Raw genomic sequence first — 16,516 nt, 5'->3', positions numbered from 1 at the left:
AGTCAGCGCCGGTTTTTCTTCCCATGACCGCCCAGAAGTCTGCCGCCATGCGTCCTGCCCGTGCCCTGATCGACCTTCAAGCCCTGCGTCACAACTACCGAATTGCCCGTGAAGTCACCGGCGCCAAGGCGCTCGCGGTGATCAAGGCGGACGCCTATGGCCATGGCGCGGTACGTTGCGCCCAGGCGCTGGAAGCCGAGGCTGACGGGTTTGCGGTGGCCTGCATTGAAGAAGCACTGGAGCTGCGTTCCGCCGGGATTCGCGCGCCGGTATTGCTGCTGGAAGGCTTCTTCGAAGCTGACGAGCTGGCGTTGATCGTTGAGCATGATTTCTGGTGCGTGGTGCATTCGCTGTGGCAGCTCGAAGCGATCGAGCAGGCAGTCCTGAGCAAACCGATCACGGTATGGCTCAAGCTCGATTCCGGCATGCACCGCGTCGGCCTGCATCCGAAAGATTATCCAGCGGCCTATCAGCGTCTGCTGGCCAGCGGCAAAGTGGCAAAAATCGTGTTGATGAGCCACTTCGCCCGCGCCGATGAACTGCATGCGCAAAGCAGTGCCGAGCAGGTCGCGGTGTTCGAAGCGGCGCGTCAGGGGCTGGCGGCGGAAGTCAGCTTGCGCAACTCGCCAGCGGTGCTCGGATGGCCAGAAATCCAAAGCGACTGGGTACGTCCGGGCATCATGCTCTACGGCGCGACCCCGTTCGAAGAAGCCAACGCCGTCGCTGAACGCCTGCAACCGGTGATGACTCTCGAATCGAAAGTCATCAGTGTGCGTGAATTGCCGGCCGGCGAACCGATCGGCTATGGCGCCAGATTCATCACCGACAAGCCGATGCGCATCGGCGTGGTCGCCATGGGTTACGCCGACGGCTACCCGCGCCAGGCGCCGACCGGCACGCCGGTGCTGGTGGCTGGCAAACCCAGCCGCTTGCTGGGGCGCGTGTCGATGGACATGCTCTGCATCGATCTGACCGACGTAGCGGAAGCGGGGCTTGGCTCGACCGTCGAGTTGTGGGGTAAGAACATCCTCGCCAGCGACGTGGCAAAGTGGGCCGATACCATCCCGTATCAGATCTTCTGCAACCTGAAGCGGGTGCCAAGGCTCTATTCCGAGGGTTGACGCCGCTGCGGGGGCCAGCTGTTGTAAATACTGAACGCTGTCGCCATGATAACGCTCAATATTCTTACAACATCAGGAGGCTCCCGCCTTGGACGTCGGTGAACGACTGCAATCGATCCGCAAGCTCAAAGGGCTTTCCCAGCGTGAACTCGCCAAACGCGCGGGCGTCACCAACAGCACCATTTCGATGATCGAAAAGAACAGCGTCAGCCCTTCGATCAGTTCGCTGAGAAAGGTGCTCGGCGGGATTCCCATGTCGATGGTCGAGTTCTTTTCCGAAGAGATCCTGCAGGACCAACCGACCCAGATCGTCTACAAGGCCAATGAGCTGATCGACATCTCCGACGGCGCCGTGACCATGAAACTGGTCGGCCGCGCCCACCCGAGCCGCGCCATCGCCTTCCTCAACGAAATCTACCCGCCGGGCGCCGACACCGGCGAAGAAATGCTCACCCACGAGGGCGAGGAAACCGGGATTCTGGTGGAAGGCCGCCTCGAACTGGTGGTGGGTCTGGAAACTTTTATCCTCGAAGCCGGCGACAGCTACTATTTTGAAAGTACCAAGCCGCATCGTTTCCGTAACCCGTTCGACGTGCCGGCGCGACTAATCAGCGCAGCCACGCCGGCGAATTTTTAAGCAGAAGGCGCCAGGCCGATATGGCAAAGGCCCCAGAACCGTTTTACCGATGGGCAACAAGACCCCTCTAACCATGGGGTTGTTTCAGTACAGCGGCCTACCCGCTATACTTGCGCCCGCCTGCGAACCGTGGCCGCAGGCGTGAATAGCCACCATTGAGGGTGAACGCGTGAACCTAATTATGAAAATGCTGGCTGCACCAGCAACCGTACTGGCCCTCTGGGCTGTCAGCGCTCAAGCTGCGACAAATGACGACATCGCCAAACGCCTCGAGCCCGTCGGCCAGGTGTGTGTTCAAGGGCAGGAATGCAAGGGTATGGAAGTGGCCGCGACGGCTGGCGGCGGTGGCGGGGCGAGAACCCCGGACGAGGTGATTGCCAAGCACTGCAACGCTTGTCACGGTACCGGCCTGTTGGGCGCGCCGAAAATCAAGGACACTGCAGCCTGGAAGGAGCGCGCTGACCATCAGGGTGGCCTCGACGGCATCCTCGCCAAAGCTATCACCGGCATCAACGCCATGCCGCCAAAAGGCACCTGCGCCGATTGCACCGATGAAGAGCTCAAGGGTGCGATCAAAGAGATGTCCGGTCTGTAATCAGCGCCGGCTTTGAAAAAAACCGTCTTCGGACGGTTTTTTTGTGTCTGTGGTTTCTGGTTTCCCGATTCATCCAGGCCTTGGTCCCTCCGAACCAAACGCTGTCCTTTGCAGCAAACTCAAGGCAATCTCGGTCTACCCCTATCAACGGAACGGGCGGGAGGCTTCAGATGGTGCAGTTGTGTTCGATCGAACAGGCGGTGGACGACGTGCTGGCGCGTTTGCCTGCGCACATCCACATGGGCCTGCCGCTGGGGCTGGGCAAGCCGAATAACTTCGTCAACGCGCTGTACCGGCGCATCCAGGACCTGCCCGAGCGGCAGCTGACGATCTATACCGCGCTGTGCCTCGGTCGGCCGAATCTGGGCGATGGCTTGCAGAAGCGCTTTATCGAGCCCTTCGTCGAGCGCGTGTTTGGTGATTATCCGGAGTTCGATTTCCTCGCCGATCTGCAGCGCGACAGCCTGCCCGCCAACATCCGTATCCAGCAGTTTTTCATGCAGCCGGGCAGTCTGCTCAACAGCGCGCCGGCGCAGCAGGATTACGTCAGCAGCAATTACAGCCATGCCGCTCGCGACATCAACGCAGCGGGTCTCAATCTGGTGGCGCAATTGCTCGCCAGCAGCAGCGAACACCCTGATCGCTTAAGCCTGAGCTGCAACCCGGACATCACCCTCGACCTGTTGCCGATGATCGCCAAGCGCCGCGAGGCGGGGGAGACCATTGTGCTGGTCGGCCAGGTGCATACGGATCTGCCGTACATGCCCGGCGATGCGGAAGTCGACATCGACACGTTTGATTTGCTGATCGACGAAAAGGACAGCAGCACGCTGTTTTCCACGCCGAACATGCCCGTGGGCTTTCAGGATCATTTCATTGGCTTGCACGCCAGTACGCTGGTGCGCGATGGCGGCACATTGCAAATTGGTATCGGCTCGATGGGGGACGCGTTGACTGCTGCGCTACTTGCCCGTCAGGCCGATAACGCCGGTTATCAGGCGTTGCTCGATGACATCAACCTCAGCCAATGGGCGCAATTGATCCAGCGCGAGGGCGGCACCGCGCCATTTGCCAAAGGCCTTTACGGTTGCAGCGAGATGTTCGTCAACGGGCTGTTGGTATTGGCGGATGCCGGGATCATTCGGCGCAAGGTCTATCCGGATGTGCCGACTCAGGAGCAGGCCAACGCCGGTACCCTCGACGAAGCCGCGCAGCCCGACGGTATCTCGGTGCACGGCGGCTTCTTCCTTGGCCCGCGCAGTTTTTATGAGCGGCTGCGCGAGTTGCCGCAAAGCAAGCTGCTGGAATTCAACATGACCCGCATCAGCTACATCAACGAGCTGTACGGCCAGGAAGAGCTCAAGCGCTTGCAGCGCATCGATGCGCGCTTCATCAACACCGTGTTCACCATGACTCTGCTCGGCGCCGGCGTGGCTGATCAATTGGCGGACGGACGCGTGCTCAGCGGGGTTGGCGGCCAGTACAACTTTGTTGCTCAGGGCCACGCGCTGGAAGGCGCGCGATCGATGTTGATCCTGCGCAGCTGGCGCGAATCGGGCGGCGAGGTCAGTTCCAATATCGTCTGGGACTACGGCCACTGCACGATCCCGCGGCACCTGCGCGACATCGTCGTCACCGAGTACGGCATCGCTGATCTGCGCGGCAAATCCGACGCGGCGGTGATCGAAGCGTTGCTCAATATCAGCGACTCGCGGTTCCAGCCGGGACTGATCGAAAAGGCGCAGACAGTCGGCAAGCTGCCGAAGGACTTCCGTCTCGATCCACGATTTGCCGACAACACACCGCAACGCTTGCAGGCGATTGCCGCACGGCATCCGAATCTGTTTCCGGAGTATCCGCTGGGCTGTGATTTCACCGCCATCGAACGGGATCTGCTGCGGGCGCTGAACTGGCTGAAGAGCAAGTTCAAGCTGACCGAGATTCTCGACTTGGGCAAGGCAGCGCTGGATGCGCCGGAGGCCTCAGTGTTCCCGGAACATCTTGAACGGATGCAACTGACGAATCCGGAGGGCCTGAAGGAGGACCTTTTCCAACGCCTGCTGCTCACAGGCCTGAAAGCTACCGCACAGTAACTGCCCCCACAAAACCGAATGCGGGAGCTTGCTCGCGATGATGGTGTATCAGAGCCGAATATGTTGGCTGTTACTACGCCATCGCGAGCAGGCTCATTCCTACCGTCAAATACATGCGCGTGAGCAGACAGGGATGACATTTACTCCTGGGCTCAAAAAGTCTATGTGGTAGCCAGATGAACCATCCCCGATAGCCAAGTGAACCCCGCTGATACCTTCATTCAGTTGAGAATTGACTCCGTAATCGATAACGCTTGAAATCGATTCGTTCACGCCGATAGCAAATTCCGTAAGTTTCAACCCACGAGTACCCGCCGCGAAATCCAGAAGCTTTATCTGCTCCGTATTATTTACTATTAGTGAAGTTAAGTTGTTTTCTCTGACTGTGAGCCTTGCTCCCTCTTCTGCTATCCGGTCACTAAGCCATTTCAGCGAGGTTCTTAGGCCCTCGGGAAGTTGGGGGTTGGGTTTTCGGAGTACGGTCAGTATTCCGGAGATTTTCAAAGTGCCAGAGAACTCAAACGGACAACGCTCTAGTGGATTCATATGTGCGTAATGAACTTCAAAAAACTCTGCGACAGACTGCACGAAGTTCTCAGTCACGTCTTCACTAAGCAGTGCGTAAGGCTGTGCCCATGAAGGAATGGATACGGTTGCATCTGATTCATTGCCTGATAAACAAAATGTCTGGTTTGAATTAAGCATATTCAATACTGCTCTCTGAGCAGACAGGGACTGCGTAAAATCGCTTCTAAGTAAAAGGTCGAGACTGTAGATTGCCGCTCTTACAGAGGGCTCAAATACTTGGGTCGCGCAGAAAATGATTTTATTGCGCAGCGGTTTCTTGGCGATTTCGAACGTTTTTTTCGCAGCCTCGTTAGTGAAAGAAAAAACTATACAGTTCGCAGGGAATTCCTTTAGCAGAGAAATATTTGCCGTGTCGAGACCCAAGAGTTTACATTCTTCAAGAAAGTCATCTGAATCGGCAATAATAGAATAGCGGTGATCGTCGAAGAGTGCGGAGATGTTGTTTGGCGGTGACATAGACCCTCCTTGTTCTGAAGTCCGCGGCAACGAGCGTTGCCGCGGACTGATAGGGATTAATCGTCTGTATATGCCCAAGCCAGAGGTGCCCATCCAAAGTTGTTTGGATCAGAAGCGATGCGGCTGAGATTTTCTTTGATGACTTTTTCAGATTTCATTTTTGGTTCCCTTTTTTTGATTTTTTTGTGAACCCCCATTTGGATGGAGGTGAGTGGATTAATGCATATGTAGATAACTGGTTGAATCGTTATTTTAATATTTTAAGAATTAATTCTTCTGTGGGTTTTGCCTGCTATGTGGTTCGGTTATTTGAGTGGTTTCTATCTGTAGTACTGTTCCGAAAATTGTAAAATTCATACTTCATCGGTTGTGGTTGCGAGCTCTAGTTGAGTAGGTTTTATTTATGGGCTCTATGTTTTGCGTGCTCATGCCAACTCTAATTACGGGAGAACAAAGTGCATACATCAAAGAAATATCTGACAGACGCGTCTGTCCACCAAGCATTGCTCCTGACTGATTTGACCGAAAAGAGCCAACCCGATCACGCTGTCCGGTTGTTGCTGAATGAAGTACTTACAGGGCTCGCAGAACGGGGGTGGCCCGAAGCACAACTGCAAATTGGACCAAGGATTGTGTCGGCAGAAGAAAACTACGGGTTGCTCGGTTACGACCCGGCCGAAATTACTCTCGGCAGTGAGCACACACGTTGGGTTGATGAGCACTCGCTATTGCGCACACAGACCACCAGCCAAATTCCTGCAGCGCTTCAGCAGGCCGCGAAGATTCGCCAGCCGGGGCAGACCATCTTGCTGGCAGCGCCGGGAATAACGTTCAGGCGTGACAGTCGCGACCGCTGGCATTGTGCTGAACCGCATCAAATGGATATTTGGGTACTCGGCGATCCCGATCTGGCCTCGCACGAGCATTTACTGCGTCTTGTCAGCGATATCTTGCAGTCAGCTGTCCCTGGCAAATCCTGGGTCTACGGCGACAGCCCGCATCACTACACCGAAGGTGGGATTGAAGTGAATGTGTTGAATGATGGCGTGCCGGTCGAGGTTCTGGAGTGCGGGCGTATCGCGAAGTCGCTATTACAGCGTTTGCAGATTGATCCGATGCGCCATGGTGGGCTTGCTCTTGGGATGGGGCTGGATCGCTTGACGATGTTGCGCAAAGGCATACCTGATATCCGTTTGTTACGCGATCAGAATGTGCGCGTGCAGGCTCAGATGCATGATCTGGACACTTGGACTGCGGTGTCTCGTTTGCCATCGATTGCACGCGACATCTCGCTGGCAGTGACGCCGGGATTGAGTGAAGAGGTATTGACCGAGAGGATGTTGCAGGCGGCAGGGGATTGCTCAAACTGGATCGAGGAGATGCGAATCAAAGGGCGTTGGCAGCGTTCGGATTTACCACCGCAAGCCATTGAGCGACTCGGAATGCTGCCGGGTCAGGAGAACGTGCTTTTACATGTGGTGCTGCGGGATTGTTCACGCTCAATTACTACCGGCGAGGCGAATGCCTTGTATGCGGAGATTCAAGCTGCGATGCATGAAGGGGTGCCGGGGGCAGGGTACAGAATGGATTTCTCGAAGGCTTGAGACTCACCTCTGGGAGCGGGCTTGCTCGCGAAAGCGCCGGATCAGTCAAAGATTATTTTGACTGACACAATGCATTCGCGAGCAGGCTCGCTCCCACAGGGGTAACTCGGTGCCGCTGGTTACTCGATGAAGGTGACGACGCCATCCTTCAGCGATTGCACGCGAGCCAGCGACTCGACGCGGTAGCCCTGCGAGTCCAGTTCGGCGCGGCCGCCCTGGAACGACTTCTCGATGACGATGCCCAGACCGGCAACGGTGGCGCCGGCCTGTTTGATGATCGAGATCAGCGCTTGCGAGGCCTTACCGTTGGCCAGGAAATCGTCGATGATCAGCACGCGGTCGCTGCTGGTCAGGTGGCGCGGGGAGATGGCCACGGTGCTTTCGGTCTTCTTGGTGAACGAGTAGACGGTCGCCGAGAGCAGGTTTTCAGTCAGGGTCAGTGACTGTTGCTTGCGGGCGAAGATCACCGGCACGCCGAGGTTCAGACCGGTCATGATCGCCGGGGCGATGCCCGAAGCTTCGATGGTGACGATCTTGGTGATCCCGGAATCCTTGAAGAGCGCGGCGAATTCGTCACCGATCAGCTTCATCAGGGCCGGGTCGATCTGGTGGTTCAGGAAAGCGTCGACTTTCAGGACCTGATCGGAAAGCACGATGCCTTCTTCGCGGATTTTTTTGTGCAGTGCTTCCACAACAGCTTCCTCTGTTGGCGCGATGGGCGCCGAAGGTAGATTAAAAAGTAGTCGATTCTAGCGCTTTAACATCGCGCGTATGTCGGCCAATGCGCTATTGCCACGCACGGCTTTGACTTCAGTCGGGGTGTCGTCGTTGCCTTCCCAGGCCAGATCGTCCGGCGGCAGCTCATCCAGAAAGCGACTCGGCGCGCAGTCGATGATTTCACCGTACTGCTTGCGCTTGGCTGCGAAGGTGAATGCCAGGGTCTGGCGGGCGCGGGTGATGCCCACATAGGCCAGGCGGCGTTCTTCTTCGATGGTGTCGGCTTCGATGCTGGAACGGTGCGGGAGTATTTCCTCTTCCATGCCCATGATGAACACGTAGGGAAATTCCAGCCCTTTGGACGCATGCAGCGTCATCATCTGCACACCTTCGGCGCCGTCCTCTTCTTCCTGCTGGCGCTCGAGCATGTCACGCAGCACCAGTTTGCCGATGGCGTCTTCGACGGTCATTTCGCCGTCTTCGTCTTTTTCGAGGGTGTTTTTCAACGCCTCGATCAGGAACCAGACGTTGCCCATGCGGTAGTCCGCCGCCTTGTCGCTGGAGCTGTTGGTACGCAGCCAGTTCTCGTAGTCGATGTCCATGACCATGCTGCGCAGCGCCGAGATCGGATCTTCGCCGGCGCACTGCTCGCGGACCTTGTCCATGAAGCGCTTGAAGCGCGCCAGACGATCGGTGAAGCGGCTGTCGAGATGTTCGCCGAGGCCAATTTCGTCGGTGGCGGCGTACATCGAGATCTTGCGCTCGGTGGCGTAGTTGCCGAGCTTTTCCAGGGTGGTCGAGCCGATCTCGCGACGCGGCACGTTGATCACGCGCAGGAAGGCGTTGTCGTCATCCGGGTTGACGATCAGGCGAAAGTAGGCCATCAGGTCCTTCACTTCCTGGCGACCGAAGAAGCTGTTGCCGCCGCTCAGGCGATACGGCACCTGATGGTGCTGCAGCTTCAATTCGATCAGCTTGGCCTGGTAGTTACCGCGATAAAGAATGGCGAAATCGCTGTACGGGCGGTCGGTGCGCAAGTGCAGGCTGAGGATTTCCATGGCCACGCGCTCGGCTTCGGCGTCCTCGTTGCGGCAGCGAATCACGCGGATCTCGTCGCCGTGGCCCATCTCGCTCCACAGCTGTTTTTCGAATTCGTGCGGGTTGTTCGAGATCAGCACGTTGGCGCAGCGCAGGATGCGGCTGGTGGAACGATAGTTCTGCTCGAGCATCACCACTTTCAGGGACGGATAGTCGTCCTTGAGCAGCATCAGGTTTTCCGGGCGCGCGCCACGCCAGGCGTAGATCGACTGGTCGTCGTCGCCGACCACGGTGAACTGGTTGCGCTTGCCGATGAGCATCTTCACCAACAGATACTGGCTGGCGTTGGTGTCCTGGTATTCGTCGACGAGCAGGTAACGGACCTTGTTCTGCCACTTTTCGAGAATGTCGGCGTGTTCTTCGAAGAGCTTTACCGGCAGCAGGATCAGGTCATCGAAGTCCACCGCGTTGAACGCCTTGAGCGTGCGCTGATAGTGGGTGTAGACGATCGCGGCGGTCTGTTCCTTGGGATTGCGCGCGTTTTCCAGGGCCTGGGCGGGCAGGATCAGGTCGTTTTTCCAGGCGCCGATCATGTTCTTGATCTCATCGACGCCGTCGTCGCCTGCGTATTCCTTCTGCATGATGTCGGTCATCAGGGCCTTGACGTCGGTTTCGTCGAAGATCGAGAAACCGGGTTTGTAGCCCAGCCGCGCATGCTCCTTGCGGATGATGTTCAAGCCCAGGTTGTGGAAGGTGCAGACGGTCAGGCCACGGCCTTCGCCGGCACGCAACAGGGTGCCGACCCGCTCTTTCATCTCGCGCGCGGCCTTGTTGGTAAAGGTCATGGCGACGATGTACTGGGCGCGGATGCCGCAGTTCTGGATCAGGTGCGCGATCTTGCGCGTGATCACGCTGGTCTTGCCGGAGCCAGCACCGGCGAGCACCAATAGAGGGCCGCCGACGTAGTTCACGGCTTCTTGCTGCCGGGGATTGAGTCGGGACATACGAAAATTCGGGAGTCGTTGACGAAATGGGCCGGCATTTTAACAGGCTCAGCGATTTCTGCTGCTCTGTCCGACTTGTGACGCAGCACGCGATTCAGATTTGCCGCTTTTGTTACTTTCACGCAGGATACGCGGGGATTTTGCGGCTAATGTTCTCATTCGTGACACAAAATAACGTTTCGATGCCGTTGTCATCAGACAACGCATTGGTCATTGTTCAGCACAACGGCATAATGCCCCGCCTACATCATTGCAGAGTCTAGGGAGTCAGCTTGTCTACGCCTGTCGAACCCTTGCGTTTGCTGCTACTGGCCGAAGAGCCAGCGTGGACAGCGTTGTTGCGTGAGTGTCTGGCTCCGATGGGGAGCGCGGCGGTGCTGATCAGCGCGCCGAACTGGGATTCGGTCAGCCGCCTGTTCGAGGACAACCGCCACGCGGTACTGCTGACCCTGCCAGCGTTGCAACCGCCGCCCGGGCGCTGCAGCCTGCCGACCGTTCTGCTGCTGGAGCACGAGCCGGCCACCGCGCCGGTCGGTGTCAGCGACTGGCTGGTGTTCGACGCCCTCGACGCCGGCATGCTCCAGCGTTGCCTGCGCCATGTGCGCGAGCGCGGCGTGCTGGAAAACACTCTTCAGCGCCTCGCCGAACAGGACCCGCTGACCGGTATCGCCAACCGTCAGGGCTTCCAGACCCTGCTCACGGCGCGCCTTGCCGAAGGCGACGGTCGCGGTCTCGCCCTCGGCCATCTCGATCTCGACAACTTCCGCCATGCCAACGATGCCCTTGGTCATCAGGCCGGCGATCGCTTGATCCTGCAAGTTGTCGCGCGGCTGAAAAGTCAGCTGGAGGCCGGCGATCAACTGGCACGGCTGGGCAGCGATGAATTCGCTCTGCTGATCGATACCCGTCGTGCACCGCAACGCGCCGAGTGGATGGCCGAACGCATTACTGAGGCGTTGGCCGAACCTTATTGGGTCGACGGCGAGAGCCTGCTGATCGGTTCCAGCCTCGGCATCGCCCATGCCCGCGCCAATGGCGGTGCCGATCCACTGATGTGGCACGCCCATATCGCCATGCAGCAGGCCAAGAGCACGCAGGGCTGCACCTTTCATATCTTCAACGAACGCATCAACCGCAACGCGCGGAGCATGGCCGACCTCGAAAGCGAACTGCGCCGGGCGTTGCGCCGCGATGAGCTGGAACTGCATTACCAGCCACGCCTGAATCTTGAAGACGGCCGGATTGTCGGCCTCGAAGCGCTGGTGCGCTGGCGTCATGGCGAGCGCGGTCTGTTGCCACCGAGCGAGTTCGTCCCGCTGGCGGAGCAGAGCGGTCTGATCGTGCCATTGGGTTACTGGGTGATTTCCCGCGCCTTGCGCGATATGCAGGCCTTGCGCGAGCAAGGTCTGCCGGCGCTGCACATGGCGATCAACCTGTCGTTCCGCCAGTTTCAGGACAGCCAGTTGCTGCCGACGCTCAGCCGCCTGATTGCCGAACGTGGGGTGGAGGCGCAGTGGCTGGAATTCGAACTGACCGAAACCGCCGTGATGCGGCGTAGCGATCTGGTCAAACAGACCATGGATGCGCTCGGCCGCCTCGGTGTGCGCTTCTCGCTGGACGATTTCGGCACCGGGTTTTCGTCGTTCGTGCACCTCAACAGCCTGCCGATCACCTTGTTGAAGATCGACAAGAGTTTTGTCGGCGGCATGGAACAGCGCGAAGAGAACCGCAAACTGGTGCACGCGATGATCAACCTCGCGCACAACCTGCACCTGGAAGTGGTCGCCGAGGGCGTCGAGACGCCGGAGCAACTGGAATTGCTGCGCGGGTTCGGCTGCGATCAGGTACAGGGTTATCTGATCAGCCGGCCGTTGCCGCTGGATGAGTTGGTGGAATATCTGACCTTTGGAGCCAGTCAGCAGGCTTCGGTGGAAGCCATTTAAAAGATCGCAGCCTTCGGCAGCTCCTACCTTGGAATGTGTTCCCTCGTAGGAGCCGCCGAAGGCTGCGATCTTTTGATCTTAATCCGCGCCGATGGCCTCGAACCTCTCTGCAACTGGCTCGCGCCGAATCATCCGCTGCATCTTCCATTCAAACGCCAGCGTCAGGCTCACCGCCGCGCAGGCCAGGCCCAACGCCAGACCCCACCAGACACCCGTCGGCCCCCAATTGAGATGGAACGCCATCCACCACGCCGCTGGCGCGCCAATCAGCCAATAGCAAGCGAGCCCCACGAGAAACGTAGTCTTGGCATCCTTGAGCCCACGAATACAGCCCATGGCAATCGTCTGCGTGCCGTCGAACAGCTCGAACCACGCCGCTACTGCCAACAGGCTCACCGCCAGACGGATCACTTCGGTAAACGCCGGATCGTTGTGGTCAAGGAACAGGCCGACCAACTGGTTCGGCCACAGCCAGAACACCAGGGCAAAGCCGAGCATCACCACCGCACCGAAAGTGATGCCGACACGCCCGGACATGCGCGCATCGACCAGTTGCCCGGCGCCATAGTGTTGGCCGACGCGCATGGTGATGGCGTAAGACATCCCGGCCGGGACCATGAAGGCCACCGACACGATCTGCAGGGCGATCTGATGCGCACCCATTTGCGTACTGCCCATGGTGCCCATGCACAGCGCAGCGAAAGCGAACAACCCGACCTCTACCGCATAGGTGCCACCGATCGGCAGGCCCAGGCGCCAGAGTTCTTTCAAGTATTGCCGGTTCGGCCGCGACAGGCCGGCGCGCAACGGATAAGCGTCATACGCCGGATGCCGACGGATATGCCAGGCCAGCGCCAGTGCCATGCAGTTGGCGACAATCGCCGTGACCAGACCGATGCCGGTCAGACCCAGCTGCGGCAGGCCGAACATGCCGGTGATCAGCGCGTAGTTGAGCAGGAAGTTGGCCACCGTACCGGCGAGGCTGATGACCATCACTGGCGTCGCCCGGCCGATTGCACTGGTAAAGCCGCGCAGAGCCATGAAGCTCAGATAACCGGGCAGGGCGAAAGGCAGGGCGATGAGGAATTGCCCGGCGGCGTTGACGTTGGTTTCGGTCTGGCCGAACAGCAGCAACACCGGTTTGAGGTTCCACAACAGCAGCCCGGCGCCGAGGGCCATAAGCCAGGCCAGCCACAACCCGGCCTGCGTCAGCCTCGCCGCGCCGATGATGTCGCCGGCACCCTGACGAATCGCCACCAGTGTGCCGACCGCTGCAATCACGCCGATGCAGAAAATCGACACGAACGAGTAGCTCGCGGCACCGAGGCCGCCACCGGCCAGCGCTTCGGGGCTGAGGCGCGCCATCATCAGGGTGTCGGTCAGCACCATCAGCATGTGCGCCAACTGCGAAGCAATCAGCGGCCCCGCCAGCCGCAGAATGGCCCAGAGTTCGGTACGCACAGGATGCTGCATGGTCATCACCACCCAAATATCAGAGGAAGCAGAAGAGCGTCGATTCTCGGCGCTTGGCAGGCTTTGCACAAAGGGATAAAAAGGATGGGTGGCATGATTAATACTCATCCTGAAACGTACCCGCCGGATTGGCTATATCCGCGCTATTGGAGCTTTTTGCATGTCCCGACGCCTTCCGCCGTTGTATGCCCTGCGCGCATTCGAAGCGGCAGCGCGACACAGCTCGTTCACCCGCGCGGCGGAAGAGTTGTCGATCACCCAGAGCGCGGTCAGTCGGCACATGCGCACCCTTGAAGAACACTTCGCCTGCCGGCTGTTTCATCGCAGCGGGCGCAACCTGCAACTGACCGAATCGGCGCGGCTGCTGCTACCCGGAATCCGCGAAGGCTTCGCCGCCCTTGAGCGCGCCTGCAATACCTTGCGCGCCGAGGACGACATCCTGCGCATGAAAGCGCCATCGACCCTGACCATGCGTTGGCTGCTGGCGCGGTTGAGTCGCTTCCGCCATTTGCAGCCGGGCAATGAGGTGCAATTGACCAGCGCATGGATGGATATCGATTCGGTGGACTTCAACAATGAACCGTTCGATTGCGCGGTGTTGCTCAGTGACGGGCATTTCCCGCCGGACTGGGAAGCGAGCCTGCTGTTTCCCGAGGAATTGATCCCGGTCGGCGCGCCGAACCTGCTCAATGACCAACCATGGGACGTAGCGCGTCTGGCGGCTGCTGAACTGCTGCACCCGACCCCGGATCGCCGTGACTGGCGCAGTTGGCTGGAGCGCATGGGCCTGTCCGATCAGGTCTCGCTCAAGGGCGGACAAGTGTTCGATACGCTGGAGCTGGGCATGATCGCCGCGGCGCGCGGCTACGGCGTTTCGATGGGTGATCTGTTGATGGTCGCCGAAGATGTCGCGCAAGGGCGCTTGAGCCTGCCATGGCCGACCGCCGTCGCCAGTGGCCTGAATTATTACCTGGTGTGGCCGAAACCGCGTCCGGGAGGTGAACGTTTGCGCCGTCTCAGCGATTTTCTCCAAGGCGAAGTCCGCGCCATGCAATTGCCGGCGGTAGAGCGCTTGAGCTGAAACGTTCGAGCCGGCACAATGCCACCACTGCGCCATACCCACGCAATGCGCTCAAGTATTCGGTTTTACCGCCGACTACGAGCTTGTGGAACCGTCGTGCCGGTTTCGCGTTACACCCCACTATTAGAATATTTTCCGGGCAATTACCGCGATCAAGGAGGATTCGGTGGCTCGGCCAGGAGCTGTTCATGTCTCAACCTCGTGCTCGGATCGCCTCGCAGCTGGGCCTTGCCCTTGCTGTGATACTGGCGATAGTCATCAGCGGCAGTACGGTGTTCGCCTTGCGTTCGCTGGATTCCGCCAACCTCGCCACCCGTGAAGAGCATCTGGCCAGTGAGGCCCGGCTGCTGGCCGATCAGCTGAGTACCTTCCACGGTACGCTGCGCGAAAGCACCCTGCGCCTGAGCGGGCTGTTCGAAAAGCGCTTCGGCGGTGGCTTGAGTGTGCACCCCGATCAGCCAGTGACCGTGGCCGGCGTGCAGACTCCGGGCCTGCATCTGGGCAACGAGGTGCTGAACAACAACTTCAAGGAAGTTGACGAGTTCAAGCAGATGACCGCTGGTGTGGCCACGGTATTCGTGCGCAGCGGCGAAGACTTCATCCGCGTCAGCACCAACGTCAGCAAGCAGGACGGCACCCGTGCCATCGGCACCGTGCTCGATCATGCCAACCCGGCGTACGCGAAGTTGATGGCGGGGCAGAGTTATGTCGGCCGCTCGTTGCTGTTCGAGCGCTACTACATGTCGCAGTACACCCCGGTGCGCGATGCGGGCGGCAAGATCATCGCCGTGCTGTACGTCGGCTTCGACTACACCGATGCGCAGAACGCGCAGTTCGCCAATCTCAAGCGCTTCCGCATTGGCAAGACCGGCTCGCTGGCGCTCCTCGACGAGCAGAACAAATGGCTGGTGCCGATTGCCGGCGTCGAAAACCTGGATCAAGCCGCCCCGACCATCAACAACCTGGTGAAAACCCCGGGCAAGGGTGAGTTCTGGAGCGACAAGGGTGAGGACTTCTACAGCATCGCCGTGCCGTTCGAAGGTGGCCCGTGGTCGGTGGTGGCGAGCATGCCGAAAGCCGAGATCCGCGCGGTGACCTGGAGTGTCGGTACGCAACTGGCGATCGGCAGCCTGCTGGCGATGTTGCTCGCGGTCGGTTCCGTGGTCTGGCTGCTGCGCAGCAAACTTGCACCGCTGGGCGATCTGGTGCGTCAGGCCGAAGCCTTGGGCGCGGGTGATCTGAGTGTGCGGCTGAACGTATCGAGCCACGATGAAATCGGTCAGCTGTCCCGCGCGTTCAACCAGATGAGCCAGGCGCTGTCGACCATGGTCGAGCACATCCGCCGCGCTTCGGAAGAAGTCAATAGCCGTGCGCAGGCGCTGTCCGGTTTGTCCGGTGGTGCTTACGAAGGCATGGAGCAACAGTCGGGCGAAATCACCAGCATGGCCGGTGCCGTGGAAGAGTTCAGCGCGACGTCGTTGAACATCGCCGACAACATGGGCGCGACCCAGCGCTTGGCGCAGGAAAACGCTCAGCAGACCCAGATCGGCCGCAGCTCGATGGAAGAAGCGTCGTCGTCGCTGGAGCAGATCGCTGGCGCGCTGAACAGCACCGCCAGCGTGATCAACACGCTGGGGCAGCGCTCTCAGGAAATCGGCGGGATTGTCGGCGTGATCACTTCGATCGCCGAGCAGACCAACCTGTTGGCACTTAACGCTGCCATCGAAGCCGCTCGTGCCGGTGAACAAGGTCGCGGTTTTGCCGTGGTCGCGGACGAAGTGCGCAGCCTCGCCTCGCGTACCCGTCAGGCGACCGATGAAATCTCCAGCATGATCCACAGCATCCAACAGGAAACCGGCAACGCGATCAGCACCATGGAACAGGGCAATGTGCTGATGCAGGAAGGCCTGTCGCGCAACGCCAATGTCGCCTCGGCACTGGCGCGGATCGATGAGCAGAGCCGTTCGGCAGGCCAGCAGTTCGCCGCGATCACCACCGCCACTCAGGAACAAAGCAGCACTGCGACGTTGCTGAGCAGCAATTTGCAGAGCATCGCACTGGCCAACAGTGAGCAGCGTGAGGTTGTGTCGAACCTGGCTGTCACCGCGAAAGAGCTGGAGAAGCTGGCGGCGGATCTGCGCTCCGAGGTTGATCGCTTCCGCTGAT

12 protein-coding genes are annotated in these 16,516 nt (G+C 59.3%); 8 read left to right on the top strand and 4 right to left on the bottom strand.

All coding sequences use genetic code 11. The features are described 5' to 3' along the window. Positions 1 to 47: 47 nt before the first annotated feature. From alr to AAEZ10_RS05730, 4 genes are all read left to right on the top strand, one after another. A complete protein-coding gene (gene alr / locus AAEZ10_RS05745) occupies positions 48 to 1,121 on the top strand; it encodes an alanine racemase (protein WP_051600813.1) in 1,074 nt (357 codons plus the stop codon). 88 nt (positions 1,122 to 1,209) lie between these two features. Beyond that, the gene (locus AAEZ10_RS05740; protein ID WP_016772566.1) at positions 1,210 to 1,758 is read left to right on the top strand and encodes a cupin domain-containing protein; all 549 of its coding nucleotides are present in this window, start codon (positions 1,210 to 1,212) and stop codon (positions 1,756 to 1,758) included. A gap of 181 nt (positions 1,759 to 1,939) precedes the next feature. Further along, the gene (locus tag AAEZ10_RS05735; protein WP_073470925.1) at positions 1,940 to 2,353 is read left to right on the top strand and encodes a c-type cytochrome; all 414 of its coding nucleotides are present in this window, start codon (positions 1,940 to 1,942) and stop codon (positions 2,351 to 2,353) included. Between the two features lie 170 nt (positions 2,354 to 2,523). Next, positions 2,524 to 4,446 carry an acetyl-CoA hydrolase/transferase C-terminal domain-containing protein gene (locus AAEZ10_RS05730; RefSeq protein ID WP_282382630.1) on the top strand — a complete coding sequence of 641 codons (1,923 nt, stop codon included), beginning with the start codon at positions 2,524 to 2,526 and terminating at the stop codon, positions 4,444 to 4,446. A 105-nt stretch (positions 4,447 to 4,551) separates the two neighbouring features. Here the strand turns inward: AAEZ10_RS05730 and AAEZ10_RS05725 are convergent, their stop codons facing one another. Beyond that, positions 4,552 to 5,490, bottom strand: a complete 939-nt coding sequence (locus AAEZ10_RS05725; RefSeq protein WP_350568345.1) for a CgnE/CgnB domain-containing protein — start codon at positions 5,488 to 5,490, stop codon at positions 4,552 to 4,554. A gap of 455 nt (positions 5,491 to 5,945) precedes the next feature. Here AAEZ10_RS05725 and srmL point away from each other — a divergent pair, with 455 nt between their 5' ends. Further along, positions 5,946 to 7,094: a PheS-related mystery ligase SrmL gene (gene srmL, locus AAEZ10_RS05720; RefSeq protein ID WP_071172125.1), complete on the top strand. Its 1,149-nt coding sequence runs from the start codon at positions 5,946 to 5,948 to the stop codon at positions 7,092 to 7,094. Positions 7,095 to 7,213: 119 nt separating this feature from the next. Here srmL and AAEZ10_RS05715 read toward each other — a convergent pair whose 3' ends face one another. After that, positions 7,214 to 7,786, bottom strand: coding sequence for a xanthine phosphoribosyltransferase (locus AAEZ10_RS05715; RefSeq protein WP_016772573.1), 573 nt, complete (start codon positions 7,784 to 7,786; stop codon positions 7,214 to 7,216). 57 nt (positions 7,787 to 7,843) lie between these two features. After that, on the bottom strand, positions 7,844 to 9,853 hold the full coding sequence (gene rep / locus AAEZ10_RS05710) for a DNA helicase Rep (protein WP_016772574.1): 2,010 nt from the start codon (positions 9,851 to 9,853) through the stop codon (positions 7,844 to 7,846). 272 nt (positions 9,854 to 10,125) lie between these two features. On the opposite strand from rep, the gene AAEZ10_RS05705 reads away from it, so the two are divergent. Next, positions 10,126 to 11,796 (top strand): putative bifunctional diguanylate cyclase/phosphodiesterase, encoded by a 1,671-nt coding sequence (locus AAEZ10_RS05705; RefSeq protein WP_336341937.1) that lies wholly within the window; start codon positions 10,126 to 10,128, stop codon positions 11,794 to 11,796. A gap of 78 nt (positions 11,797 to 11,874) precedes the next feature. On the opposite strand, the gene AAEZ10_RS05700 is transcribed toward AAEZ10_RS05705, so the two are convergent. Further along, complete coding sequence (locus AAEZ10_RS05700; RefSeq protein ID WP_073471074.1) at positions 11,875 to 13,269, bottom strand: NorM family multidrug efflux MATE transporter; 1,395 nt, start codon at positions 13,267 to 13,269, stop codon at positions 11,875 to 11,877. A 160-nt stretch (positions 13,270 to 13,429) separates the two neighbouring features. Here AAEZ10_RS05700 and AAEZ10_RS05695 point away from each other — a divergent pair, with 160 nt between their 5' ends. Both AAEZ10_RS05695 and AAEZ10_RS05690 read left to right on the top strand, forming a co-directional pair. After that, entirely contained in the window at positions 13,430 to 14,350 is a 921-nt protein-coding gene (locus tag AAEZ10_RS05695) for a LysR substrate-binding domain-containing protein (RefSeq protein WP_016772577.1), read from the top strand. Positions 14,351 to 14,538: 188 nt separating this feature from the next. Next, positions 14,539 to 16,515 carry a methyl-accepting chemotaxis protein gene (locus tag AAEZ10_RS05690; protein ID WP_350568338.1) on the top strand — a complete coding sequence of 659 codons (1,977 nt, stop codon included), beginning with the start codon at positions 14,539 to 14,541 and terminating at the stop codon, positions 16,513 to 16,515. Position 16,516: the final 1 nt, after the last annotated feature.

Origin of the sequence: Pseudomonas sp. H26/SER47-MNA-CIBAN-0231 (assembly GCF_040310465.1) — a bacterium.
Classification (GTDB): domain Bacteria; phylum Pseudomonadota; class Gammaproteobacteria; order Pseudomonadales; family Pseudomonadaceae; genus Aquipseudomonas; species Aquipseudomonas atacamensis.
This window is presented reverse-complemented; position numbering and strand designations above follow the sequence as displayed.

Coding starts and splice junctions, on each gene's coding strand:
- alr (WP_051600813.1), top strand. CDS start 48: ATGCGTCCTGCCCGTGCCCTGATCGACCTTCAAGCCCTGCGTCACAAC.
- AAEZ10_RS05735 (WP_073470925.1), top strand. CDS start 1,940: ATGAAAATGCTGGCTGCACCAGCAACCGTACTGGCCCTCTGGGCTGTC.
- AAEZ10_RS05730 (WP_282382630.1), top strand. CDS start 2,524: ATGGTGCAGTTGTGTTCGATCGAACAGGCGGTGGACGACGTGCTGGCG.
- AAEZ10_RS05725 (WP_350568345.1), bottom strand. CDS start 5,490: ATGTCACCGCCAAACAACATCTCCGCACTCTTCGACGATCACCGCTAT.
- rep (WP_016772574.1), bottom strand. CDS start 9,853: ATGTCCCGACTCAATCCCCGGCAGCAAGAAGCCGTGAACTACGTCGGC.
- AAEZ10_RS05700 (WP_073471074.1), bottom strand. CDS start 13,269: ATGCAGCATCCTGTGCGTACCGAACTCTGGGCCATTCTGCGGCTGGCG.
- AAEZ10_RS05695 (WP_016772577.1), top strand. CDS start 13,430: ATGTCCCGACGCCTTCCGCCGTTGTATGCCCTGCGCGCATTCGAAGCG.
- AAEZ10_RS05690 (WP_350568338.1), top strand. CDS start 14,539: ATGTCTCAACCTCGTGCTCGGATCGCCTCGCAGCTGGGCCTTGCCCTT.